The sequence below is a fragment of the Arthrobacter sp. IK3 genome (assembly GCF_051337705.1).
In the GTDB taxonomy this organism is placed as follows: Bacteria; Actinomycetota; Actinomycetes; order Actinomycetales; family Micrococcaceae; genus Arthrobacter_B; species Arthrobacter_B koreensis.
In genome coordinates this window covers 73,094-96,662 of sequence record NZ_JBPPSW010000002.1, presented here as the reverse complement: position 1 = coordinate 96,662, position 23,569 = coordinate 73,094, and the positions used below count along the sequence as shown (strand labels likewise).

The 23,569-nt window shown below is 66.1% G+C and carries 20 protein-coding genes; 14 read left to right on the top strand and 6 right to left on the bottom strand.

Annotation, left to right across the window (positions count from 1 at the left end; genetic code table 11):
• Window positions 1–10: 10 nt before the first annotated feature.
• From trxB to ACSLGO_RS03080, 4 genes are all read right to left on the bottom strand, one after another.
• A complete protein-coding gene (gene trxB, locus ACSLGO_RS03095; protein ID WP_226802354.1) occupies window positions 11–1,045 on the bottom strand; it encodes a thioredoxin-disulfide reductase in 1,035 nt (344 codons plus the stop codon).
• Window positions 1,046–1,228: 183 nt separating this feature from the next.
• A complete protein-coding gene (locus tag ACSLGO_RS03090) occupies window positions 1,229–2,749 on the bottom strand; it encodes an ABC transporter substrate-binding protein (protein WP_386885912.1) in 1,521 nt (506 codons plus the stop codon).
• A 166-nt stretch (window positions 2,750–2,915) separates the two neighbouring features.
• Window positions 2,916–4,583 carry a murein biosynthesis integral membrane protein MurJ gene (gene murJ, locus ACSLGO_RS03085; RefSeq protein WP_436399875.1) on the bottom strand — a complete coding sequence of 556 codons (1,668 nt, stop codon included), beginning with the start codon at window positions 4,581–4,583 and terminating at the stop codon, window positions 2,916–2,918.
• Between the two features lie 67 nt (window positions 4,584–4,650).
• Window positions 4,651–5,130, bottom strand: coding sequence for an NUDIX hydrolase (locus tag ACSLGO_RS03080; protein ID WP_377955039.1), 480 nt, complete (start codon window positions 5,128–5,130; stop codon window positions 4,651–4,653).
• Window positions 5,131–5,324: 194 nt separating this feature from the next.
• Between ACSLGO_RS03080 and ACSLGO_RS03075 the strand changes: the two genes are divergently transcribed.
• From ACSLGO_RS03075 to ACSLGO_RS03055, 5 genes are all read left to right on the top strand, one after another.
• Window positions 5,325–6,806 carry a CCA tRNA nucleotidyltransferase gene (locus tag ACSLGO_RS03075; RefSeq protein WP_419242528.1) on the top strand — a complete coding sequence of 494 codons (1,482 nt, stop codon included), beginning with the start codon at window positions 5,325–5,327 and terminating at the stop codon, window positions 6,804–6,806.
• Entirely contained in the window at window positions 6,803–7,456 is a 654-nt protein-coding gene (locus ACSLGO_RS03070) for a histidine phosphatase family protein (protein ID WP_091600890.1), read from the top strand. Before ACSLGO_RS03075 ends, ACSLGO_RS03070 begins: the two co-directional genes overlap by 4 nt.
• 675 nt (window positions 7,457–8,131) lie before the next feature.
• On the top strand, window positions 8,132–8,338 hold the full coding sequence (locus ACSLGO_RS03065) for a hypothetical protein (RefSeq protein WP_386917692.1): 207 nt from the start codon (window positions 8,132–8,134) through the stop codon (window positions 8,336–8,338).
• A 128-nt stretch (window positions 8,339–8,466) separates the two neighbouring features.
• Window positions 8,467–9,711, top strand: coding sequence for a D-inositol-3-phosphate glycosyltransferase (gene mshA, locus ACSLGO_RS03060; protein WP_436399874.1), 1,245 nt, complete (start codon window positions 8,467–8,469; stop codon window positions 9,709–9,711).
• A 99-nt stretch (window positions 9,712–9,810) separates the two neighbouring features.
• Window positions 9,811–11,478 carry a formate--tetrahydrofolate ligase gene (locus ACSLGO_RS03055; RefSeq protein ID WP_436399873.1) on the top strand — a complete coding sequence of 556 codons (1,668 nt, stop codon included), beginning with the start codon at window positions 9,811–9,813 and terminating at the stop codon, window positions 11,476–11,478.
• Window positions 11,479–11,560: 82 nt separating this feature from the next.
• On the opposite strand, the gene ACSLGO_RS03050 is transcribed toward ACSLGO_RS03055, so the two are convergent.
• Complete coding sequence (locus ACSLGO_RS03050; RefSeq protein ID WP_091600894.1) at window positions 11,561–12,646, bottom strand: inositol-3-phosphate synthase; 1,086 nt, start codon at window positions 12,644–12,646, stop codon at window positions 11,561–11,563.
• A 52-nt stretch (window positions 12,647–12,698) separates the two neighbouring features.
• Between ACSLGO_RS03050 and ACSLGO_RS03045 the strand changes: the two genes are divergently transcribed.
• The 7 genes from ACSLGO_RS03045 (at window position 12,699) to ACSLGO_RS03015 (ending at window position 20,127) form a co-directional block, all read left to right on the top strand.
• A complete protein-coding gene (locus tag ACSLGO_RS03045) occupies window positions 12,699–13,079 on the top strand; it encodes an Lrp/AsnC ligand binding domain-containing protein (protein WP_419242531.1) in 381 nt (126 codons plus the stop codon).
• Window positions 13,080–13,170: 91 nt separating this feature from the next.
• Window positions 13,171–14,481 carry a hypothetical protein gene (locus ACSLGO_RS03040; RefSeq protein ID WP_436399871.1) on the top strand — a complete coding sequence of 437 codons (1,311 nt, stop codon included), beginning with the start codon at window positions 13,171–13,173 and terminating at the stop codon, window positions 14,479–14,481.
• A 117-nt stretch (window positions 14,482–14,598) separates the two neighbouring features.
• Complete coding sequence (locus tag ACSLGO_RS03035; protein WP_091600896.1) at window positions 14,599–16,044, top strand: glycosyltransferase family 87 protein; 1,446 nt, start codon at window positions 14,599–14,601, stop codon at window positions 16,042–16,044.
• A complete protein-coding gene (locus tag ACSLGO_RS03030; protein ID WP_386885898.1) occupies window positions 16,041–17,114 on the top strand; it encodes a lipid II:glycine glycyltransferase FemX in 1,074 nt (357 codons plus the stop codon). Before ACSLGO_RS03035 ends, ACSLGO_RS03030 begins: the two co-directional genes overlap by 4 nt.
• Entirely contained in the window at window positions 17,107–18,549 is a 1,443-nt protein-coding gene (locus ACSLGO_RS03025; RefSeq protein ID WP_436399869.1) for a phytoene desaturase family protein, read from the top strand. Before ACSLGO_RS03030 ends, ACSLGO_RS03025 begins: the two co-directional genes overlap by 8 nt.
• Window positions 18,550–18,692: 143 nt before the next feature.
• The gene (locus ACSLGO_RS03020) at window positions 18,693–19,814 is read left to right on the top strand and encodes a hypothetical protein (RefSeq protein ID WP_325786191.1); all 1,122 of its coding nucleotides are present in this window, start codon (window positions 18,693–18,695) and stop codon (window positions 19,812–19,814) included.
• Window positions 19,815–19,851: 37 nt separating this feature from the next.
• The gene (locus tag ACSLGO_RS03015; protein WP_277664428.1) at window positions 19,852–20,127 is read left to right on the top strand and encodes a hypothetical protein; all 276 of its coding nucleotides are present in this window, start codon (window positions 19,852–19,854) and stop codon (window positions 20,125–20,127) included.
• Window positions 20,128–20,145: 18 nt separating this feature from the next.
• Here ACSLGO_RS03015 and ACSLGO_RS03010 read toward each other — a convergent pair whose 3' ends face one another.
• A complete protein-coding gene (locus tag ACSLGO_RS03010; RefSeq protein WP_091601507.1) occupies window positions 20,146–20,466 on the bottom strand; it encodes a putative quinol monooxygenase in 321 nt (106 codons plus the stop codon).
• A 116-nt stretch (window positions 20,467–20,582) separates the two neighbouring features.
• On the opposite strand from ACSLGO_RS03010, the gene ACSLGO_RS03005 reads away from it, so the two are divergent.
• Together ACSLGO_RS03005 and ACSLGO_RS03000 are read left to right on the top strand one after the other, a co-directional pair.
• Window positions 20,583–22,265: an ABC-F family ATP-binding cassette domain-containing protein gene (locus ACSLGO_RS03005; RefSeq protein WP_386885890.1), complete on the top strand. Its 1,683-nt coding sequence runs from the start codon at window positions 20,583–20,585 to the stop codon at window positions 22,263–22,265.
• Between the two features lie 55 nt (window positions 22,266–22,320).
• Window positions 22,321–23,526 (top strand): MFS transporter, encoded by a 1,206-nt coding sequence (locus ACSLGO_RS03000; RefSeq protein ID WP_325786193.1) that lies wholly within the window; start codon window positions 22,321–22,323, stop codon window positions 23,524–23,526.
• Window positions 23,527–23,569 lie beyond the last annotated feature (43 nt).

Genomic DNA, 23,569 nt, shown 5'->3' with positions numbered 1-23,569 from the left:
TTGTGGATCTCTAGACGGAAGCGTTCTCGGAAACGGTTTCCGACGCCGGGGTGGGAACGGTGGCCGCGGTCACCGTGGAGGCGACGTCTGCGAGGTAGTGCTCGACGTCGAGGGCCGCTACGCAGCCGGAACCGGCGGCGGTGATGGCCTGGCGGTAGGTCGGGTCGATGACGTCACCGGCGGCGAAGACGCCCGGGAGGGAGGTCTTCGAAGTGCGTCCCTGGACGGCGATGGTCCCGGCCTCGGTCAGTTCCAGCTGCTCGCGGACCAGGTCCACGCGCGGATCGTTGCCGATCGCCACGAAGATGCCGGTTACGTTGAGCTCCGACTCCGCTCCGTCCACCGTGCTGCGCAGGCGGATGCCGGTGACCTTGTCCTCGCCGTGGATCCCGACAACCTCGGAATCCCAGACGAAACGGATCTTTTCGTTGGCCAGGGCACGGTCCTGCATGATCTTGGAGGCACGCAGCGTGTTCCGGCGGTGGACGATGGTGACCGAGGAAGCGAATTTGGTCAGGAACAGGGCCTCTTCCAGCGCAGAGTCGCCGCCGCCGATGACGGCGATGTCCTGGCCCTTGAAGAAGAAACCGTCGCAGGTTGCACACCAGCTGACGCCGCGGCCGGAAAGCCGCTTCTCGTCTTCGAGTCCCAGTTCGCGGTAGGCGGAGCCGGTAGAGATGATCACAGAGCGGGAGAGGAAGGTTTCCCCGGTGCCGATGGTGACCTTCTTGATGTCGCCGGCAAGGTCTACGGAGGTAACGTCTTCGAAGAGGATCTCGGTACCGAAACGGTCGGCCTGCTTCTCTAGCCCGGCCATCAGGTCAGGGCCCATGATGCCTTCCGGGAAGCCCGGGAAGTTCTCCACGTCGGTGGTGTTCATGAGCTCACCGCCGGCGGTGACCGAGCTGGCGATCAGCAGAGGCTTGAGGTTCGCCCGGGCCGTGTAGATGGCGGCGGTGTAACCGGAAGGGCCGGATCCAACGATGATGACATCACGGACTTCCTGGCCGGAACCAGCGGCTTCGGGACGAATATCTGTGCTCACGTGCTGTGAACCTCTTTCCTGGTGTTTCCTTGGCTTTGTGGAGCTCCGGTAGAACAATGCGGGCGGAACATGTGGAACCGCCAATCACACCTCACAACACTGACACGGAACAGCTTATTCCGAATGGCTCCCGCGTCACATGATGGGCTGCAGGGCCGGTTCCCGTCAGCCTGAATGCGTGGGTCAGGACACGCCGATCTCGGCGATCCGCAGGCCCCAGGGGTACTCGGCCTGCACTCCGCTGAGGCGCGGCAGCTGGGTGAAGTTGATGATCACGTAGCTTGCCGACGCCGGTTCCCCGTCCGCGCCCTTGGGCACGGTGATGGAGGTTTCGGGCCCGGTGAAGCCGCTCTGTGCCACGGTGGTGGCACCCTCCAGGGAAGGGGAGTCATTGAGCATGACGGAGAAGTTGCCGCCGCTGCCGTTGAGCTGGGTGATGTCCACCTTGGAAATGGCGGATTCCTCCTCCAGTTCAACGACCAGTGCCAGGCTCGGGGCCAGCCCGCCAAAGGTATCCGAGGCGTACACGTAGCTGGACCAGTAGCTGGCAGGGTTGCCGTCAATGATCTGAGGCAGCGCGGCGTCGTTCACCGAATCGAGTTCCTGGTTTCCGGGCACCAGGCGCGTAATTCCGGTGGTAACGGGAGCCGGAAGCTCCGCTCCGGGGACTTCAGCGGGTTCTTCGGTGGTTGCCGGCTGTTCGGAAACCGTCGGCGATGGGTCCCCCGACGCGAACATGTCTCCCACGCGGCCAAGGTTGGTGAAGACGAGCACCACTGCCACCAGCAGGATGACGCTGAGGATTCCGCCTACCAGGAGGCGCCCGGATTTACGGTCGCTGCCGCGGGCGGGCTGGTCCTCATCGTCGTCGTAGCCGTCGTACTCTTCTTCGGTTTCGTAGTCCGCTCCCAGCGCGGTGCGCGGGAAGTTGGAGGCCCGGCGGTCTCCGGAGCCGGCCGTTGCGTAGCCTTCGGCCGGGAAGTCGTCTTCCTCTTCTTCCCAGCGGCTGACCTTGGGGGACTGCGCGGGGGTGTCGCGGGTGGGCGCAGAGTAGGACGCCGTCCGCGGGCTCTGGCTGGGAGGCGGAGGAACGACGGCGGCGCCGGTCGCGGCCTCGGCGGGTGCCTCCTGCGGGCCGCCGAACTCAAGGTCCCGCTCGGCTTCCGCACCGGCCACCCCGGCAGCGCCTGCGCCGGCAGCGCCAGCTGCTCCGGCACCGCGCCCGAAGCGCGGCAGGTGCGGCTTGGGCAGGTTGGAGAGCAGCGGCTTGCGGTCCCGCGGTGCGTGCTCTTCGACGTAACGGTCTTCCTCGACCGTCTCAGGCTCACGGGAACGTGCCACTCCGAAGATCTCCGACCCGAGCGTGTCCGTGAAGAACGGTTCCACGTAGGGCGCGTCTCGCTCGATGACCAGGTCAAGCAGGTCTGCGGCGTTGCCCTTCGAGGTGACCAGGTAGGTGCGTCCGTCGCTGACGCCCAGATCGAGGATCTGGACCGTGGAGTGACGCTCGCCAATCGCGATTTCACGGGCGCTGGCACTGACTTGGCTGGCGTTCTGGGGTGCAGCGACGAGGATGCTTACGGCACGGTTGAGTACCTGGTCCACGCCGTCGAGGACGAGGTCATTCTCTGCTGAGGCCAGGACCTGTGCGGTGACCTTGTATCGGCCGCCCAGCACTGACCCAGCATTTACCGGCTGTGGCACGTGTTCCTCCCGTGGAAACGGCTATGACTGCAAGCTGTGTTGCCACCGGCGCCGGTGGGGCGGCCGGTGCGGACCAGGGCAGTATCTTTTGGGCCAAGCCCATCCGGTACTGCCCACTTTGTACCCATGCTACCCGCGCGCAGGGCCAAAACCTGAGTTGGCCGTATCAGCCCCGGCGCCGGATCTTCGCCAGCGCCGGTTTCAGGAGTTCATCCAGTTCGCGGACTTTGAGCACTCTCAGCATCCCAAGGTAGGCGGCGGCCATCAGTGCACCGCAGATACCCAGGACAATGGTGGCGCTCACCAGGGAACGCCACGCAAAGCCGTCCGGGCTGTAGCCGCCCAGCAGCGCCAATGCAGCAGCGCCAACGGCCGCCGAACCGAGTGCCGCCACGGTGAGGCGCACATGCACATCGAAAATCTGGGCAGCACCGTAGTGGCCAAGTTTCCGGTTCAGGAAGACGTGGCTGAGTACGACGGCGGCAATGTTGCCTATCGAGTAGGCCACCGCGAGGCCGAAGACGATCTTGTCCGCAGGCAGGGCCGCGGCAGCCAGCGCCAGGCCGATACCCAGGGCCGCCAGGATGAGCTGCATGACCATGGGGGTCTTGGCGTCCTCGCTGGCGTAGAACGCACGGTTCATCAGGAACGTCGCGCTGAGGAACGGCGCGCTCACGGCCAGCAGGACGAGGACCTGGCCCTGGATGACGGCGGTGGCGTTGGAACCGCCGCCGAACCACATGCCGATGGGCCCGGCCAGGACCACCATGAGGGCGGCGCTGAAGACGGTTGCCACACCGATGACCCGCAGCCCCCGCGAAATGGTCTCCCGGACGCCGTCGAGGTCCTTCTCCACAAAGGCATGGGACATGCGGTTGAAGAGCACCGTAGCCAGGGAAAGCGTGATGACGGAGTGCGGAATGATGTAGAGCATCGCGCCGGTTTCAAGGTTGAACTGGCCGGCGATCAGCCGTGGCGGGTCCATGGCCAGGAAGGACTCCCTGGCCTCGGAGGCGATGGAAGCTACGTTCGTATAGACGAGGTAAGCGCCGTTGCCCACGAGCATTGTGATGATGGTCCACTTGGCCACCCGCGCGGTTTCACCCAGGCCGACTCCGCGAATTCCGAAAATAGGCCGCAGGCCCAGTCCGAGCTTCTTCAGCGGGACCAGCAGGACCAGGGCCTGGAGCGCAACGCCCAGGGTGGTGCTTCCGGCGAGGATCAGGGTGGCGGAGGACGTCCAGTTATCCGGCGTGAACTGTTCGCTGGTCTGCCGGCCGATCAGGTTGATGAAAAGAATCAATCCGCTGATCGCGACCACGTTGTTGACCACGGGAGCCCACATGTAGGCGCCGAACCGGCCGTTGGCGTTCAGTACCTGGCCAATCACGGCGTATGCACCGTAGAAGAGGATCTGCGGGAACAGCCAATAGGCGAACACCGTGGCCAGCGCCAGCTCGTCGCCCGTCAGTTCCGTGACCACCGAAAGGACCAGCGGAGCGGCGACGGTGACAACCAGGGCCACGGCACCCAGGAACAGCAGGCTCAGCGTCATGATCCGAGAGACATATTCCGCGCCCCGGTCCTCGCGCTTGCTTGCCTTGATGATCTGCGGAACCAGGACGGCGTTAAACACCCCGCCCGCTACCAGGAGGTAAATGAAGTTCGGCAGGACGTTGGCGATGGAGAAAAGGTCGGTGACGCCGCCGGCTCCGCCAATAGCGACGGCGAGCAGGGAGGTGCGGACCAGCCCGAGTACACGGGAGACCATAGTTCCCGCAGCCATGACGGCACTTGAGCGGGCGGTACTGGGAGCAGGATTCTGAACGGCCATTATGTCCTTATGCTCTCACCCGGCGGCCGTTTTTCCTCAAAAGCCGGTGCCTGTCCCGCGCGGTGCGTCAGCGGTACTTGGGCAGGACTTCCCGGGCCAGGTCCGCGATCCGCCGCTCGTTGGGGAAGGACAGCCTGCGGCCCAGCACAGCCAGCGGAACCCAGGCAACGTCCACTGCCTCGTGGTCCGGGTCATTCTCTATGGTGAGTTCGCCGCCGGTGGCTTCGAGCAGGTAGTGGTGCACGGTCTTGTGCACCCGGTGCCCGCTCACGGTGAACCAGTAGTCGATGCTGCCCAGCGGCGTCAGGATCCTGCCGTCGATCCCGGTTTCCTCGGCGATTTCGCGGACTGCCGCCTGCTCGTTGTTTTCCTCATCTTCGGGATGGCCCTTGGGCAGGCACCATTCAAGGCGGCCGCCGCGGTTGAGCCTGGCGATGATCGCTACGGGCAGGTCAGGGTCAGTGCAGTTGACCACAATTCCCCCGGCGGAAACCTCTTCCACCGTGGGAAGCGCCGAGTGTGCCGAATGCGCGGCTGAACTGCCCATTGACGCTGTCAATGGGGTCCGCTTGGGCGCACTCGGGACGGGATGGGCCATACCCCCACTGTAACTATCTTTGCCTGCCGATGATGACCGTTTACAGCTGGACCCCATGGCGCCGCGCCAACCCCGGCGTGTCCGGGCCGCGGAGCGGACGCATTGTCCGCGGAGGCTGGATTATCTGGCACGCTTAAAGCACTATGGCGCACCTTTCCGACAGTTCATTTCCCATCACCGAGCTTCCCGGCGTGATCGAGCAGCTCGGTGAGCTCTTCGAGGCCGCCGGGTTCGAACTCTCCCTGGTGGGCGGGCCGGTCCGCGACCTGTTCCTGGGCCGGGTGTCCCCGGACCTGGACTTCACCACCAATGCCCTTCCGGATGACATCATTGCTATCACCCGGCGCTGGTGCGACACCTACTGGGAGATGGGCCGCGAGTTCGGCACGATCGGAATGCGCAAGGACGGCTTCCAGATTGAAATCACCACCTACCGTTCAGAGGCCTATGACTCGGAGTCGCGCAAACCGGTCGTAGCGTTCGGGGACCGCCTCGAGGACGACCTGTACCGCCGGGACTTCACCATGAACGCCATGGCCCTGCGGCTGCCGCAGATGGAGCTGGTGGATCCCTACGGCGGTGTCCGTGACCTTCACGAAGGGATTGTGCGCACTCCCGGGGCGCCGTCGTCGTCTTTCTCCGACGACCCGCTGCGGATGATGCGCGCCGCACGGTTCGCCTCCCAGCTGGGCGTCACCGTGGCACCGGAGGTCTTCGACGCCATGAAGGACATGGCAGGCCGGATCGAGATCATCTCGGCCGAGCGCGTCCGGGATGAACTGGTGAAGCTGATCAACGGCAAGACGCCGGCGGACGGCGTGGACCTGCTGGTGGAGAGCGGCCTGGCCGACTACGTTCTTCCAGAGGTGGCAGCCCTGCGCCTTGAAATTGACGAACACCACCGCCATAAGGACGTGTACCAGCACTCGCTCACGGTGCTGCGGCAGGCCTGCGACCTTGAGACCGGCCCTGACGGCGCCGTGCCCGCCCCGGACTTTGTGCTCCGCTTCGCGGCGCTGATGCACGACGTCGGCAAGCCGGCTACCCGGCGCTTCGAGGGTACGGGTGCGGTCAGCTTCCTGCACCACGACGTCGTCGGCGCGAAGCTCACAGCCAAACGCATGAAGGCGCTGCGGTTTGACAATGACACCATCAAGGCCGTCTCCCGGCTGGTGGAGCTGCACATGCGGTTCTACGGCTACGGCGACGCAGGCTGGAGCGACTCCGCCGTGCGCCGCTACGTTACTGACGCCGGTCCGCTGCTGCAGCGCCTGCACCGCCTGACCCGCTCCGACGTCACCACACGCAACCGGCGCAAGGCCGAAAGACTGGCGTTCGCCTACGACGACCTCGAAGCCCGGATCGAGAAGCTTGCCGAGCAGGAAGAGCTGGCAGCCATTCGTCCGGACCTGGACGGAAGCCAGATCATGGACCTGCTGGGCATCCGTCCCGGACCGGTGGTGGGCCGCGCGTACCGGTTCCTGCTTGAAGAACGGATGGAGAACGGCCCGGGTGCGCCAGGAGAGGCCGAAGCCAAGCTGCGCGAGTGGTGGCAGCAGCAGCCGGAGTCCGCGCCGGCCCAGGAACGTCCCGAATCAGGATCGGCAACAGAAGGAATGTCATGAGCGCACTGAACCTGGGGCCCGCGGTTCCTGACCTGACGCCGGCGGGGACCCCGCTGCCCATCCTGTGGCTCGTGCGCCACGGCGAAACCGAATGGTCCCGGCAGGGCAACTACACCGGACTCACGGACATCCCCCTGACGCCGGAGGGCGAAGCCCAGGCCACTGCCGCCCGGGAAAAAATCGGCGACGTCGAATTCGACCGCGTCTTCTCATCCCCCCTGGTCCGTGCCCGGCGAACGGCCGAACTGCTGGGGCATCCCTCTCCCGAAGTGCTGCCGCACGCGCACGAGTGGGACTACGGCCTTAACGAAGGCCGGCGGAACACTGACGTCCGGGCGGAAAACCCCGGCTACATCATCTGGAACGACGGCGTACCCGGCGGTGAGACCCTGGCCCAGGTCGCGGGGAGGGCAGACCGCATCATCTCCACGGTGCAGGCCGGCTGCGGCACGCCCATGGACCAGGAACCGGACTCGGCTCCCCTTGAACGGGCGCTGCTGGTGGCCCACGGCCACTTCCTGCGGATACTTGCTGCCCGCTGGCTGGGCCTCGCGCCCGACGCCGGGCGGCACCTGGTTCTGGGAACGGCCGCTGTCTGCGTCCTGGGCTGGGATAAGCACACGCCCGCGATCCTTAAATGGAATATGTAGGAAACTCTTAAAAGTTTTTCCGGAAAAGGCTTGGCAGCCGCGTCCCTTTCGGGTTATATTTTTTGAGCCCGCAAGAATGCGGTGCAGTCAGTCCCGATGATATGGCTCGAGTACTGTGTGCCAGTCCCGGGAAACAGAACCACTTAATAGGAGGTGGAGTGTGGTGTTTGATTACACGGATATGATCCGGCGGACCGCGGTCCCCGCAGTTCTCTGCCTTCGGTGGTTCCCGGGCGAAACGGGCTCTCAGGCTTAAGCTCCGCCCCCCGGCACCGATTGGCCGGCACTGCCAGATCACCCGCTGACGCTTCCTGTCCCGGCTTCTGCCGAACGGACCGTGGCTGCCTTAGGGCGTGCTTCGAAGAAGCGCCATTCCCGGACTGACCGTAGAGTTTCCCGGCGGCCTGCGTCTTCAGCGGATCTTCTGCGGTTTCTGTGGAGTACTCTGCGCTGGCGCGTACCGGGAAAGTGCTGCAGCAAAACGCACCTAAATGACGTGACCTCATTTGCTGCAACCCAGTGGACCCCCTTTAACCGTCTTTCCGGACGTTTCCCTTTTCATCATTCATGCGCTTTTGCGCGCCCTTTTTCCGGAGTTTTGTCATGCCTTTTTACAAATTGCCCTCCGCCGGACTGGAGCCGGCAGCCCCCCGTCAACCCCATAAGGACGCCGCTATGGGTCGCCGCGCCGGTGCCGGTTCGGCCCTGCCCGTGCGCCGGCCTGCATCCTCGCGGCGCCAGCTGGCAGCGGGCCTGCTCCGCCTGTTGCTGCGGGCCGCTGCCGTCCGTGCCGCCGCCAGCGGGCGGCTGGTCGAGGAGCAGGAACAGCGTCAGCTGCGCCTGCTCAGGCTCAGCGCCCCGGCATCCTTTCACGGGCGGTGAAACTGCACACCCTTGCCCGGACTGCCCCGGAATTCCGCGGCAGTCCGGGGACAAGGAAACAAAGCTGGACCCGTTGGCGTTGTATGGTCGATAGGTAGGGAACACAGGCCAGCGACGAAGGGAGTGCTGTGCCCCAGGTCAACCGGGTGGCCATGCTCTCGCTGCATACCTCGCCGCTCGAACAGCCTGGTTCCGGCGACGCGGGCGGGATGAATGTCTACGTTCGTTCCGTTGCCGTCGAGATGGCGAAAATGGGCGTTGAAGTGGATATCTTCACGCGCGCCTGCGCACCGGACCAGCCCCATGCCGTCGAGCTGGCACCAGGGGTTACCGTGCACCATGTCACGGCTGGTCCGCGCCGCAAGGTTCCCAAGGAACTCCTTCCCAAACTCTCCGCCGAACTGGTGGAAGGCGTAGCCCGCTCCGCCCTTCACAGCCCACGCTTTGATGCCCTGCATTCCCACTATTGGGTTTCCGGCGTTGCCGGCCTCAGCCTGGCCCGGCACTGGGATGTTCCCCTGGTCCACACCATGCACACGATGGCGAGGGTGAAGAACCTGCAGCTCCAGACGGGTGAAACCCCCGAGCCGCAGGTCCGGATCCACGGTGAACAGGACATTGTTGACTCGGCTGCCCGCCTGATCGCCAACACCACCACCGAGGCTGATGAGCTGGCAGCGTGGTACGGCGCGGATCCGGCGTCAATTGACGTGGTTGCCCCCGGGGTGGACCTGGAGGTCTTTTCCCCGGCCGGCCGGGAGGAGGCGCGCACCCGCCGCGGCCTGCGCCGGGACGAGTTCCATGTGGTCTTCGCCGGGCGCATCCAGCGGATGAAGGGTCCGCAGGTCCTGGTTGACTCCGCAGCCCGGCTGCGGGCCTGCCGTCCGGATATCCCGCTTCGGGTCAGTATCCTCGGCGCCCCCAGCGGATCCGAGGTCCTGGACCTTGAAGCCGCGATCCGCGCCCACGGACTGCAGGGCGTTGTCCAGCTGCATCCTCCCGTGGCGCCCCCGGGTCTCGCCGGATGGTTCAGGTCCGCGGACGTCGTGGCAGTGCCTTCCTTCAGCGAATCGTTCGGGCTGGTTGCGCTGGAGGCACAGGCCTGCGGCACCCCGGTCCTCGCGGCCGACGTCGGCGGCTTGCCGAAAGCGGTCAGTTCCGGAAGCACCGGTGTCCTCGTCCAGGGCCATGATCCCTCACGCTGGGCCGTTGAATTCGAAGCGCTGTATGACCACCGTGCCTGGCGCATGGAGCTGGGCCGGAGCGCGGCAGAGCACGCGCGGTCCTTTGGCTGGCGGCGGACGGCAGCCCTGACCACACAGTCCTACCTGCATGCCGCAGACCAGTCTGCCGCCCACGCCGTCGGGAACTAAACGGCGTCGGGAACTACACGGCGTCGGGAACTACACACTGTCCTGTCTGCGCTGGTGTGCCGCATTGACGGGACCCCGTGCCGGTGCCAGCGTTGAGCCATGGCCAATGACCTCGAAATTTCGCGGGCTGCGACGCTGCAGCCCATCACCGATGTAGCGCGCTCTGCAGGCATACCTGAGGACGCGCTCGAACTCTACGGACGCTACAAGGCAAAGGTGAACCCTGCCCTGGTGCCCCGACGGGCCGAGCGCGGAAAGGTTGTCCTGGTAACCGCCATGAGCCCTACGCCGGCGGGGGAGGGGAAATCCACGGTGACCGTTGGACTCGGGGACGCCCTGGCCCGAGCCGGGCAGAAAACCGTGATCGCCCTGCGTGAACCGTCCCTGGGCCCTGTCCTTGGCATGAAGGGCGGCGCCACGGGCGGCGGCTATTCGCAGGTGATTCCCATGGAGGAGATCAACCTGCACTTCACCGGGGATTTCCACGCCATCACGAGTGCCAACAACGCCCTGGCTGCCCTGGTGGACAACCACATTTTCCAGGGGAACGAGCTGGGCATTGACCCGCGGCGGATTACGTTCCGCCGCGTCATGGACATGAATGACCGCTCTCTGCGGCACATTGTTGTGGGCCTTGGCGGTCCAGGGCAGGGCACGGTCCGCGAGGACGGGTTCGACATCACCGTTGCCTCGGAAATCATGGCAGTGTTCTGCCTGGCAACGGACATCGAGGACCTGACCTCACGGCTGGCCCGGATCACCGTTGGCTACACCTGGGACCGGAAACCGGTGACCGTGGCGGACCTCAGGGTCCAGGGGGCACTGGCACTGCTGCTTAAGGACGCGCTGAAGCCCAACCTGGTGCAGACCATTGCCGGCACTCCGGCGCTGGTTCACGGCGGACCCTTCGCCAATATTGCGCACGGCTGCAACTCCGTCATCGCCACATCCCTGGGCCGGGAGCTGGCTGACGTGGTGGTTACCGAGGCGGGCTTCGGGGCGGACCTCGGCGCCGAAAAGTACATGGACATCACCTCGCGCGTGGCAGACGTGGCGCCCGACGCCGTCGTAGTGGTGGCCACTGTCCGTGCACTGAAGATGCACGGCGGTGTGCCACGGGAGCGGCTGGACGAACCGAACCTCGCCGGACTCGAAGCGGGCACCGCAAACCTCCGCAGGCATGTGCGGAATCTTGGCAAGTTTGGATTCTCGCCCGTGGTGGCCATCAACCGTTTCACCACCGACACCCCGGAGGAGGTCGAATGGCTGCTTGGCTGGTGTTCGCAGGAAGGCGTTGATGCCGCCGTGGCGGATGTCTGGGCGCAGGGCGGCGGCGGCCCGGGCGGGGATGACCTCGCCGCGAAGGTGCTGGCGGCACTGAAGCGGAACGTGGATTTCCAGCCGCTGTACCCGCTGCAGCTGGGTGTCGCCGAGAAGATCCGCACGGTGGTCCGGGAGATTTACGGAGCGGACGACGTCGAGTTTTCAGTTCCGGCGCTGCGCCGGCTGGAGGAAATCGAAGCAAACGGCTGGGAGAACGTTCCGGTCTGTATGGCGAAGACGCAGTTTTCATTCTCTGACGATGCTGCCAAGCTGGGCGCCCCGGAAGGTTTCACCATCCATGTCCGGGACCTGGTGCCCAAGACCGGTGCCGGTTTCATCGTGGCACTGACCGGCGCAGTGATGACCATGCCGGGGCTGCCCAAGCAGCCCGCCGCGCTGCGCATGGGAGTGGCCGCGGACGGAACGCCGTCGGGCCTGTTCTAGGTCTTTTAAGCGAGATAGCAGAAAGTGCACGTCCCAGCGCTGGGACGTGCACTTTCTGCTATCTCGATGAGAAGGGAGACGCTTAGCGCTCGGCTTCGCCCCGGATGAACTGCTCCACCTTTTCGCGGGCAATGTCATCGTTGTACTGCTCCGGCGGGGACTTCATGAAGTAGCTGGAGGCAGAGAGGATCGGTCCGCCGATTCCGCGGTCCAGTGCGATCTTCGCTGCACGGACGGCGTCGATGATCACACCGGCGGAGTTGGGGGAGTCCCAGACCTCAAGCTTGTACTCCAGCGACACCGGGGCGTCGCCGAAGTTGCGGCCTTCGAGGCGGACGAAGGCCCACTTGCGGTCGTCGAGCCAGGCCACGAAGTCGGACGGGCCAATGTGGACGTCATTGGCGGCCATTTCAGCGGCGACGTTGGAGGTGACGGCCTGCGTCTTGGAGATCTTCTTGGATTCAAGCCGCTCACGCTCAAGCATGTTCTTGAAGTCCATGTTGCCGCCCACGTTCAGCTGGTAGGTGCGGTCCAGCGTGACGCCGCGGTCTTCGAAGAGCTTGGCCATCACACGGTGCGTAATGGTGGCACCGATCTGGCTCTTGATGTCGTCGCCGACGATCGGCACGCCTGCAGCGGTGAACTTGTCCGCCCATTCCTTGGTGCCGGCAATGAAGACGGGCAGGGCGTTGACGAAGGCCACGCCGGCGTCGATGGCGCACTGGGCGTAGAACTTCGCTGCCTGCTCGGAACCGACCGGCAGGTAGCAGACCATGACGTCAATCTCCGCCGCCTTGAGCTCCGCGACGATGTCTACCGGATCCTCATCGGACTCGCTGATCGTCTCGCGGTAGTACTTGCCGAGGCCGTCCAGGGTGTGGCCGCGCTGTACCTTCACGCCGGTCTGCGGAACGTCGGCAATCTTGATGGTGTTGTTTTCGCTGGCGCCGATTGCGTCGGCCAGGTCCAGCCCAACCTTCTTCGCGTCGACGTCGAATGCGGCCGCGAACTGCACGTCATTGACGTGGTAGTCGCCAAACTGAACGTGCATCAGGCCTGGGACGGTTGCTGACGGGTCGGCGTCGCGGTAGTACTGGACACCCTGCACCAGCGATGCTGCGCAGTTTCCAACACCAACGATTGCCACCCGGATCGGGTTATTTGCCACGGTTCTCCTTTGAAGACATTCCTGTGCCGCCGCCCGCCGCTGACTCGCGGATGTGACGCAGCGGGCTGCGCAGGCAACTGCCCCAGTCTACTTCGTCCAGCAAACACTCAAGGGAGGTGTAGCTTTCGGCTATTTCGCCCCGCTACAGGGCCGCCGCCAGTGCCACGGCCCCCAGGGCGGCAACGGTACAGTTCCCGGCGCGGGACTGCAGGCCTTCATTGACGTAAGGCTGAAACCGGACGCCGATTCCCGTTCGTTCCTGGCCTGGGCACAGGACAATCCTGCTGTCCGCGACGCCGTGCATGTGACCGGCCCGTACGACTACCTCCTGAACGTCCGGGTGCCGGGCATGCCGGCACTCGACGCACTGCTCCACCAGCTCAAGACCGAGTCGGGCGCCCTGCAGACACAGACCCGGCTAGCCCTCCGCTGAGCGGTTTTGGGCCGCGGGCGGTGGCAGGGCCAACCGGCGAGCCTACGCTGGAAGGACAGTGCCGGAGCCCATCCTCCGCTAGGAGTGCACCATGAATGACATTCCAGCCGCCTTCCGCACCCGCGCCGCCGTCGTACTGGCAGCCGCCGGCCTCCTGGCCGGGGGCGGGCTCTCAGCCTGCACCTCCAGCGGCAGCGAGCCTGCGCAGAGCCCGACGGCGGAGTCCCCCTCTCCGTCTTCATCCCCGCAGCTGGCCGATGAATGTGAACTGCCCGAACCGTCGGCCACACCCAGCCCGGAGGACAAGGATTTCGCGGCATCGGACGCGGACAGTTCGGCACTGGAAGTGGGCAGCGGTGAACAGAAGGCGGTTGGCAGCTCCACCATCCGCAAGTCCGGGGACAGCTCCAACACGGATTCCTCGAGCTTTACCGGACTCAATGCGGCGGTGCTGGTCTCCGGAGGCGGCTCCCTGGCGATGAACGGAACCACCGTTGAAACCGCCGGTGCCGGCGCCAACGGGGTCTTTGTGACCGGTACGGGCTCATCGGCGTCCCTGCAGGATGCGGTCGTGAAGACCGAGGGCAGCTTCTCCCATGCCCTGGAGGTCACTGACGGCGGGAGCCTCACGGCCGTGAGTCCGGAGCTTTCCACGGCCAGCGACCATTCAAGCGTCATCGCCACGGACCGCGGCGGGGGAGACATCCAGGTCAGCGGCGGAAGCGCGACGGCGGGCGGTGAACTTTCCGCCGTCATCTACTCCACCGGGACCATCGCGGTGTGCGGCCTGACCGGATCATCGGCACTGGCGGAGGCCGCCGTCGTCGAGGGCGCCAACTCAGTGAGCGCCACCAGCTCCGAGCTGACCGGCGGCACCCACGGCGCCTACCTGTACTCAAGCACGCCCGGCAGCACCGGCGGCGGAACCTTCACCATGTCCGGTGGAACACTGACGGCCAAGGACGGCCACGCCGTCTTCGTGGACGGTGTTGCCGCCACACTCAACCTCAGCAACGCGGCAAAGCTTGAGCCGGGGGCCGGAGCCCTGATCAGCGTTTCCAATGGCGGCAGTGCATCGGCGTCACTGCAGGAAACGGTGCTGGAAGGACAGCTGGCTGCCGACGACGGGAGCACGCTGTCAGTGTCCCTCACGGCGAACAGCCGGATCAGCGGCGCCCTGGACAACGTCGGCGTCGGGCTGGACAACACCAGCACGGTGGAACTCACCGCGGATTCATCAGCCACCTCGGTGCAGGGCGCACTGGTCACGGGAAACGAGATCACCAACATCACGGGCAACGGCCACACCCTCACCTACGACCCGGGCGCGGAGGGAAACGGCTACCTCAACGGACAGGACTACCAGCTCGCCGGCGGGGGGACCCTGCGGGCTGCTCCCTGAGCCTTTCCGGACAGCGGTCTCTCCCGGTACGCCGTGAGCCCGCGGCAGCGGTGAAGACGGACCTGTTTCGGACCACAACGCCAAGCCGGAGGGAAACGCGCCTGCATACTGGTAGGCATGGATTCAACTCCCCGCCGGCGGCCGATGCGGATTGTAGTACCCAGCCGGAATGACCGGCTGCTGCGCCGGTTCACCGAGGTTCTGGGCGGCCCGCTGGGGCGGTACACCGCCCCGGGAGTCGTTTCCCCGGGATTCTTCACCATTCCGCGGGTGCTCATTCTGCTGACCACCGCGGCGGCCCTGCTGGCGCTGCTGGCGAAGACCCCCTGCCGGCTCAACGGCTGGTCCGACCAGTTCTACCAGGCCTGCTACTCGGACTGGCCGGCGCTGTTCGGTGCCCGCGGCTTGGGCGCCGGTATCTATCCCTTCATCAGCCCGGGGTCCGAGTTCGAGTACCCGGTGCTGCTGGGGCTCCTGGCCGGGTTTGTAGCGTGGCTCGTCCCTGCGGGAGCTGATTCCCGCGGACTGGTCTACTTTGACTTGAACGCCGTCTTTGCCACCGCGGCCTGGATCGTGACGGTGATCGCCACCATGCGCATGGCCAACCGCCGCCCCTGGGACGCGGCGATGGTTGCGGTTGCCCCGGCGATGATCCTGTCCATGTTCATCAACTGGGACATCTGGGCCGTGATGCTGGCCGCCCTGGCCATGCTCGCCTTCGCCCGGAACAAACCGCTCCTGGCCGGCGTCCTGCTGGGCCTTGGCACGGCACTGAAGCTCTATCCGGTACTGATCCTCGGAGCCGTCCTCGTCCTGGCCCTGCGGACCCTGAAGCTGCGGGCTGCTGCCGTCACCTTCGCCGCCACGGCCCTGACCTGGCTGGTGGTCAACGTTCCGTTCATGCTCCGCGACTTCCAAGGCTGGAAATACTTCTACGATTTTTCCCGCGACCGCGGCGCCGGCAATTCAAGCGTCTGGCAGGCCTGGAACATCACCTTCCCCGAACACGCGGTCGACGCCGCGTTCATCAGCTTCTGGGCCTACTTCCTGTTTGCCCTGGCCTGCGCGGGAATCGCCGTCCTGGCCCTGGCGGCTCCGCAGCGGCCCCGGATCGCGCAGCTGGTGTTCCTGATCGTGGCGGCTTTCATCCTCACCAACAAGGTCTACTCGCCCCAGTTCGTACTGTGGCTCGTGCCGTTGCTGGCACTGGCGAGGCCGCGCTGGCGGGATTTCCTGATCTGGCAGTTCTTCGAGGTAATGCACTTCTGGGCCATCTGGCTTTACCTCGCGTTCCTGATTGGCGGAGGAGCTCCGGAGAACAACCTTGATCCCGGCTGGTTCGTGCTTTCGGTGGCGGGGCACATGGTTGCCACCATGTACCTGATGGCCCGGGTCGCGATGGACATCTGGAACCCGCGGACTGATCCGGTGCGGCGCATGGGCATCGACGATCCGCAGGGCGGGCCGTTCAACCTGGCGCCGGACCGCTGGCGGCTCAGGCTGTCCCGCCGCCCTCGGGTACCCTTGGAGACGGACGCAGCCCCGGCGAAAGAAGCAATGTGACCCCCGCTCCCTACCGTTTCCAGCAGCTGTCCCGCGAGGACTTCGAGTCCCTGGCGGCCCGGCACCCCGGTGTTGTCATTCCGTTGGAGCAGACTCCCTACTGGGCGGACTTCGAAACCCGCCTGGGCCGCGAACCCTACGGTGTGTGGGCCTATTACGACGGCGAGAAGCTGGTTGCCACCGCCAGTTACCTGCGGTCCCGCCGGCGCCTGCGGCCTTCCCTGGTAGTCGTTAACGGCCCCACCTGGTTCACTGAGCGGACCCCCGACGCCGAGGCACGCCTGGTGGCCACCGTGCAGGAGCAGTTCCGCGCCGATCCCGCCGTCGACCCGCTGTATGTCCGAATGCAGGTGGAGCATGTGAGCCCGCCGGTCACGGGACCGCTGGAGCACGGCTGGTACGAACGCGAAATCGTGGTGGACCTGACCCCGGACACGGAACAGATCTTCGCGGCCTTCCGCCCCAACGCCCGCAACCTGATCCGCAAGGCGGAGAAGCTCGGCGTGGAGGTCCGCACCGTGGAACGGGAACGGTGGGCCGAGGTCTTCCGGACCGAACTGTTCCCCATCATGCAGGAAACCGCTGCCCGCGACGGGTTCTCCAGCTTCGACTCGGCTTTCTACGAAACCCTGCTCACCGAACTGGGTGACTACCTGCGCCTGATGGTGGCCTACGTGGAGGGCAAGCCGGTTTCCTGGCTGATCACCACCGAGTACCGCGGCTACGCCGTGTACTATTTCGCCGCAAGCTCACGGGACGCCCGCAAGACCAACGCCCCGTACCTGCTGCTCTGGGAAGCGTTCAAGGTCCTCAAGGCTGCCGGCAACACGGCCTGCGGACTTACCGGGATTGAGAGCGAGAACTACCCGTCGCTCGCCAACGTGACCACGTTCAAACGCAACTTCTCAAAGACCGTGGTCACCGTTCCCACCACCTATGACATTCCGCTTTCACCGCTGCGCTACCGTGCCCTGTCAGCTGCGCTTCGGCTGCGCCGGGAAGCTCCGGGGCTGCTGCGCAGCGCCAGCGCCCGCCTGAAAGGCGGCAGGGCAGGGGCGGGCCGTGACTGATGTAACCGTGGTGGGAGCCGGGCCCAACGGCCTGGCGGCAGCGGTCACCATGGCCCGCGCGGGTTTATCCGTGCGTGTCCTTGAGGCTGCGCCCACCGCGGGGGGAGGATCACGCACCAGCGAGCTCATCCGTCCCGGTCACCGGCACGATGTGTGCTCCGCAGTGCATCCCATGGCGCTGGCAGCCCCCTTTTTCCGGGATTTTGGTCTCTCCGAGCGGATCCGGCTGGAAGTGCCGGATGTTTCCTATGCCCAGCCGCTGGACGGGGGCCGCGCCGCCGTGGCCTACCGCAGCCTGGACCGCACCGCCCGGGAGCTCGGGGCGGACGGCAAGGCCTGGTCCGCGCTGATGCGCCCTTTGGTTCAGCACAGTGAAGCCATTACGCGCACGCTGATGGACCCATTGCTGAAGATTCCCCGCGAACCTCTGGCGGCGCTGCGCTTCGGCTTGGCGGCACTGGACCAGGGGACCGGTGCCTGGAACCGGCGCTTCTCGGAAGATGCCGCCCCTGCCCTGCTGACCGGCGTGATGGCCCATCCCGTCGGCCGGCTGCCGTCCCTGCCCTCAGCCGGCGGCGGACTGCTGCTCGCCCTGCTGGCCCACACCGTTGGCTGGCCCGTACCCGTGGGCGGATCCCAGGCCATCGCCGACGCCCTGGTGGAGGACCTTCGCGCGCACGGCGGGGAACTGGAGACCGGGCACCGGGTGGACTCGCTCCGCGAACTTTCCGGCTCCCGTGCCGTCATCCTGGATACAGCCCCCGCCGGACTGCTTCGGCTGGCCGAGGGGCGGCTGCCCGCACGCTATGAGCGCGCGCTGCGGCAGTTCCGCTACGGCAACGCCGCCTGCAAAGTGGACTTCATCCTCTCCGGGCCGGTTCCGTGGGCAAATCCGGCGCTCGCCGAAGCGGGAACCGTACACGTGGGCGGAACCCGCGCCGAAACGGCTGCCTCCGAGGCCGCCGTCGCCTCCGGCCGGCACCCGGAGCAGCCCTACGTGCTGCTTTCCCAGCCCAGCACCTTCGACCCCACCCGCGCACCCGCGGGCCGGCACATCCTATGGACCTATTGCCACGTCCCGGCCGGATCGGACCAGGACATGGCTGCTGCGGTAACGGCCCGGATTGAACGTTTCGCACCCGGCTTCCGGGACGTCGTCGTCGAAACGCGGACGACGACGGCGCGCGGCCTGGCTGCCTACAACGAGAACTACGTGGGCGGGGACTTCGGCGCCGGGGCAGTGACCCTGGGACAGACGCTCCGCCGTCCGGTCCTGTCCCCGGTTCCGTGGAACACGCCCCTGGAGGGTGTCTTCCTGTGCTCCGCCTCGACCCCGCCCGGGCCCGGCGTGCACGGAATGGGCGGCTACCACGCCGCCGGGCAGGCGCTGCGCAGGGTCTTTGGACTACGAATGCCGTCCCTCGCCCCGGAATAGCAGCCGCGCGCCTGCCATTCGGCGTAACCGGGCGTGCCGCCCGAAGGCAGCGGACCGCCTGGGCGGTATCTTGGGAGTCGGCACCCGGATCCCAGAAGCACCAGGAAGTACCCGGGAACAGTTAGCAGTCCGGGGGATTTTTCATGACGGTTTCAACACAGCAGTCTGACAGCCGTGCCTCCGGTTCCGTTGCCCCGGAGACTCCGGATGCCCCGGCAACCCCGTCCCGGAAACCGGACCGGGAGCGCGGACGGCGCCGTTCCGGCGGACGCCGCCACCTGGTTTCGGCAGCCGTCCTCGCTGCCGCCGGTGCGGCCGTGCTCGCGGGTGCCGCGGTCCTGGGTCATGGATACATCAGCAGGGACGTCCTGGGCCCGAAGGCAGTCACCGAGGACTATCTGGCTGCCCTGGCGTCCGGAGACCAGGCGGCAGCCCACGCGCTGCTGCCTGCTACGGATGCACTGGTGCCCCGGGACCCGGAAATCTTCGCCGCCGCCGGAGCAAAGATCACCGGCTTCGAGATCCTGGGCCAGGACATCAGGGAGGAAACCGCCGTCGTCCAGGCCCTGGTGGACCAGGGCGGAGAGCGGAAAACCGTCGAATTCCGGCTTGGGAAGGCCGGTCCGCGGGCCGTGATCTTCACGCAGTGGCAGCTGGGTCCATCGGCTGCACGGACCGTGAACGTCGAGTTCCCTGCCGGCACGGAAGAGATCCGGATCAACGGAACCCGGTACCCGCTTCCGTCCGATAGGACCTCGGCCCAGCTGCTGCTGCTGCCCGGCTCCTACCTCGTTGAAGGGCCACGCGAACGCTATCTCAGCTACGGTCCCGGGACGCAGGTCCTCGTGGAACCGGGCATGGCCGGGGGACCGGCACCGGTCAAACTTCATCCGGCCGCGAACGGGGAACTGCTGCCGGCGGTGGAGGCACAGGCTGACGCCTACCTGGCTGCCTGCCTGGCCCGCCAGGAAGCGGCACCGGCCGCCTGTCCCAACGAGGCCTACGCCAGCGTCGGGCCGGAGCGGATCCGGAACGTGCAGTGGACCCTGGAACGCGCGCCGCAGTACCGCGTCGCCGGTACGCCCGAACTGGGAATGACGGTGTACGCCACAGGCGGCAAGGCCCGCGCACGGTACCAGGAGGACACCACCGGCGCCGGCCGCTGGGAGAGCCGGTCAGACCTGGTGAACATCAACTTCGGCGCGGAAATCGAACCCGAGGGGGACGTCCTGGGCCTGGACTTCCGGCCGGACCCCTTGCACTGAGGTCCGCGGCGTGGGGAACTTGAACGAGGAGGTTCCCATGACGGACACACCCGAACACCTGAACAACCACCACCGGGACACACTGAACGAGATCCTGCGCCATCCGGTCTCCCACAACATCGAGTGGAAGCGCGTGCGCTCGCTGCTCGAAGCCATTGCCGACACCACGCGTGAACACAACGGCAAGTATGAGGTCACCCTGGCCGGGCAAACCGACTACCTCACCCCGCCCAAGGGCAAGGACATCGACGAACAGACAGTAGTGGACCTGCGGGAAATGCTGGAGCGCGCCGGCTACTCCCTGCAGGAATAACCGGCGCGCTCCGGGGCACTACTTAACTTCGAGTTCGCCCATCCGGGACCATTCTTCGCCGTCGATCAGCGTGTTAATGATCTGTGGGGTCTCCACCAGGGCCGGGAGCATGTCCTTCATGGCCTGCTGGAAGTGGTCGCTGTTCACGTGGGCGGCAGCGGCGTCGTCCTTGAATGCCTCAACAAGGACGAACTCGTTCGGGTCTTCCAGGCTGCGGGACCAGTCAAACCACAGGTTGCCCTCCTCGCCGCGGGTCGCCGCGGTGAAATCTGCGGTGAGCTGCGGCCAGCGCTCGGTCCAGTCCGGCTTGACCTTGAACTTGACGACGATGAAGATCATCTTTTTCTCCTGGATTGATACGGATTTTCCCACCTCAAATCCTATGCCCGGGCCTGTCCGCCGTCACGCCGGCGGCCGCTGGGGAAAGATCAGGTCCGTGGTGGGAGGATGGAAGCGTGGCTCATCTCGACGTATCCGGCATTGACTACTTCCTCTCCGACGGCAGGCAGCTGCTCAGCGGCGTCAGCTTCAAGGTGGGGGAAGGACACAAGACAGCGCTGATTGGACCCAACGGCACGGGCAAGACCACCCTGCTGCGGATCGTCGCCGATGACATCAAGCCGGACGAGGGCACGGTGTCCCGTTCCGGGAACATGGGCATCATGCGCCAGTTCGTGGGCCAGGTGAGGGACGGCAGCACCGTCCGCGACCTGCTCGTCTCCGCAGCCCCGCCGGCCATCGCGGCCGCTGCGCGGGCCGTCGACCAGGCTGAGGAAGCCATGATGGAGAACGACGACGAGCCCACCCAGATGCGCTACGCCCAGGCGATAGCCGACTGGGGTGACGTTGGCGGGTACGAGCAGGAAACAGTCTGGGACGAAGTCACGACGGCCGCCCTGGGCATGCCCTTCGACACTGCCCAGTACCGCCAGGCAAGCACTCTTTCCGGCGGCGAACAAAAGCGCCTGGTCCTGGAGGCACTGTTCTCCGGCCCGGATGAACTGCTGCTCCTTGATGAACCGGACAACTACCTTGACGTACCCGGCAAGCGCTGGCTGGAGGCCAAGCTGGCCGAGTCGAAGAAGTCCGTCCTGTTCGTCTCCCACGACCGCGAGCTGCTCGCCAACGCAGCAACACGCATCGTCACGCTCGAACCGGGCATCAACGGGGCCTCGGCCTGGATCCACGGCGGCGGCTTCGGCAGCTACATCAAGGCCCGCGAAGACCGCAACGCACGCTTCGAGGAACTGCGCAGGCGCTGGGACGAGGAGCACGTGAAGCTCAAGGAACTCGTCAACATGTACAAGAACAAGGCCGCGTTCCGCTCAGACATGGCCAACCGGTACCACGCGGCGCAGACCCGGCTGGCAAAGTTCCTGGAGGCCGGACCGCCCGAGGCCCTGCCCATCGAGCAGAACGTCAAGATGCGCCTGCGCGGCGGACGGACCGCCAAGCGCGCCGTAGTGGCCCGGAAGCTGGAACTGACCGGCCTGATGAAGCCGTTCAGCACTGAAATCTGGTTCGGCGACCGCGTGGGCGTGCTGGGTTCCAACGGTTCCGGCAAATCCCATTTCCTCCGCCTGCTGGCCCTGGGCGGCAGTGACCCGGACAAGGAACACGAGCCGGTTTCCGAGGTGGAGATCGCTCCCGTGCCGCATGAGGGTTCGGTCAAGCTGGGAGCCCGGATCCGGCCGGGGTTCTTCGCCCAGACCATGCTGCGCCCGGACCTGCTGGGCAAAACGCTGCTGGACATCCTGCACCGCGGCGACGAGCACCGCTCCGGCCTGGGCCGGGAAGCGGCAGCCGGTGCCCTGGACCGGTATGGGCTGGCTTCCTCCGGCGAACAGAAGTACGACTCGCTTTCCGGCGGCCAGCAGGCGCGCCTGCAGATCCTGCTGCTTGAACTCTCCGGTGCCACCCTGCTGCTGCTGGATGAGCCGACGGACAACCTGGACCTGCACTCGGCCGAAGCCCTCGAGAAGGCGATCGAAGCCTTCGAAGGCACGGTCCTGGCGGTCACGCACGACCGCTGGTTCGCCCGCAGCTTCGACCGGTTCCTCGTTTTCGGATCCGACGGACGGGTCTACGAATCCGAAGAGCCGGTGTGGGACGAAAAGCGGGTCGAGCGCGTCCGCTGACCGCGCTGCCGGAGGGTATTTCCCTCCGGCAGCCTCCGGGCTCCAGAATGAAGGCGTGAACACCAAAACCCTGGACCGGGCACTCCTGGCTGTCTTCGCGGTCTTTGCCCTCAACGGCCTGATCTTCGCCAGCTGGGCAGCACGGATTCCCGCCGCTGCCCAGGCCCTGGACATCGGTTCCGCCGGGGTGGGGCTGCTGCTGCTCTTCTCCGCAGTAGGCTCCGTGGGTGCGCTGCCGCTCGCCGGCGCCCTGGCCCAGCGGGTAGGCACCGCCAACGCGGTGCGGACCGGCGGACTGCTTGCCTCCGCGGCCGGACTGGTCATCGCAGCGGGACTGTCCGCGGGATCGATTCCCCTGACCGCGGCCGGGCTGCTGATCTTCGGCTCCGGCATTGGCCTCTGGGACGTGGCCATGAACCTAGAGGGCACGGAAGTTGAACGCGGCCTGCGCAGGACGCTGATGCCCAAGTTCCACGGTGCCTTCAGCGGCGGCGCGTTCCTGGGCGCGATGATCGGTGCCGGGCTGTCTGCCCTGAACGTCAGCCTGCCGGCGCACCTGATCGGAATCGTGGTGATCGCCGTCGTGCTGGTGACGCTGGTTCCCCGTGCCTTCCTGCCGGATTCCGTGGAGATGCTCCACCCGCACCAAACGGGCGCACCGAAGCCTTCCAGCTTCGGTGCATGGAAAGAGGGCCGCACCCTGCTGATCGGCGTCGTTGTCCTGGGGGCTGCCCTGACAGAAGGCGCCGCCAACGACTGGGTAGCCAAGGCGACGGTCGACGGACTCGACGCCTCGGAGACCGCCGGCGCGGTGATGTTCGGTGTCTTCGTTGCCGCCATGACCGCCACCCGCTGGTTCGGTGCCCGCCTGATCGACCGCCTGGGCCGGGTCCGCGCGCTGCGGCTGTGCATGGGCGCCTCGCTGGCAGGACTGATCCTGTTCGTGTTCGCCCCCGTTCTCTGGCTGGCCGGGATCGGCGTCGTCCTGTGGGGTATCGGGGCTGCCCTGGGCTTCCCCATGGGGATGTCCGCCGCGGGCGACGATCCGGCGCACGCGGCAGGGCGCGTCTCCGTGGTCTCCACCCTGGGGTACACGGCCTTCTTCGTCGGACCTCCGCTGCTCGGCTTCCTGGGTGAACTCTGGGGGCTGCGCAATGCACTGCTCGTGGTGGGAGCGGCCATGCTGATGTCCATTGTCTTTGCGCCGGTGGCGGCTGAGCGGACGGACGGGGAACTCGATGCCGGAAGGCCAGCCACCTAGGGCGCAATTCCAGCCGGAGCCGCGGCACTCTCGGCTTCAGGAC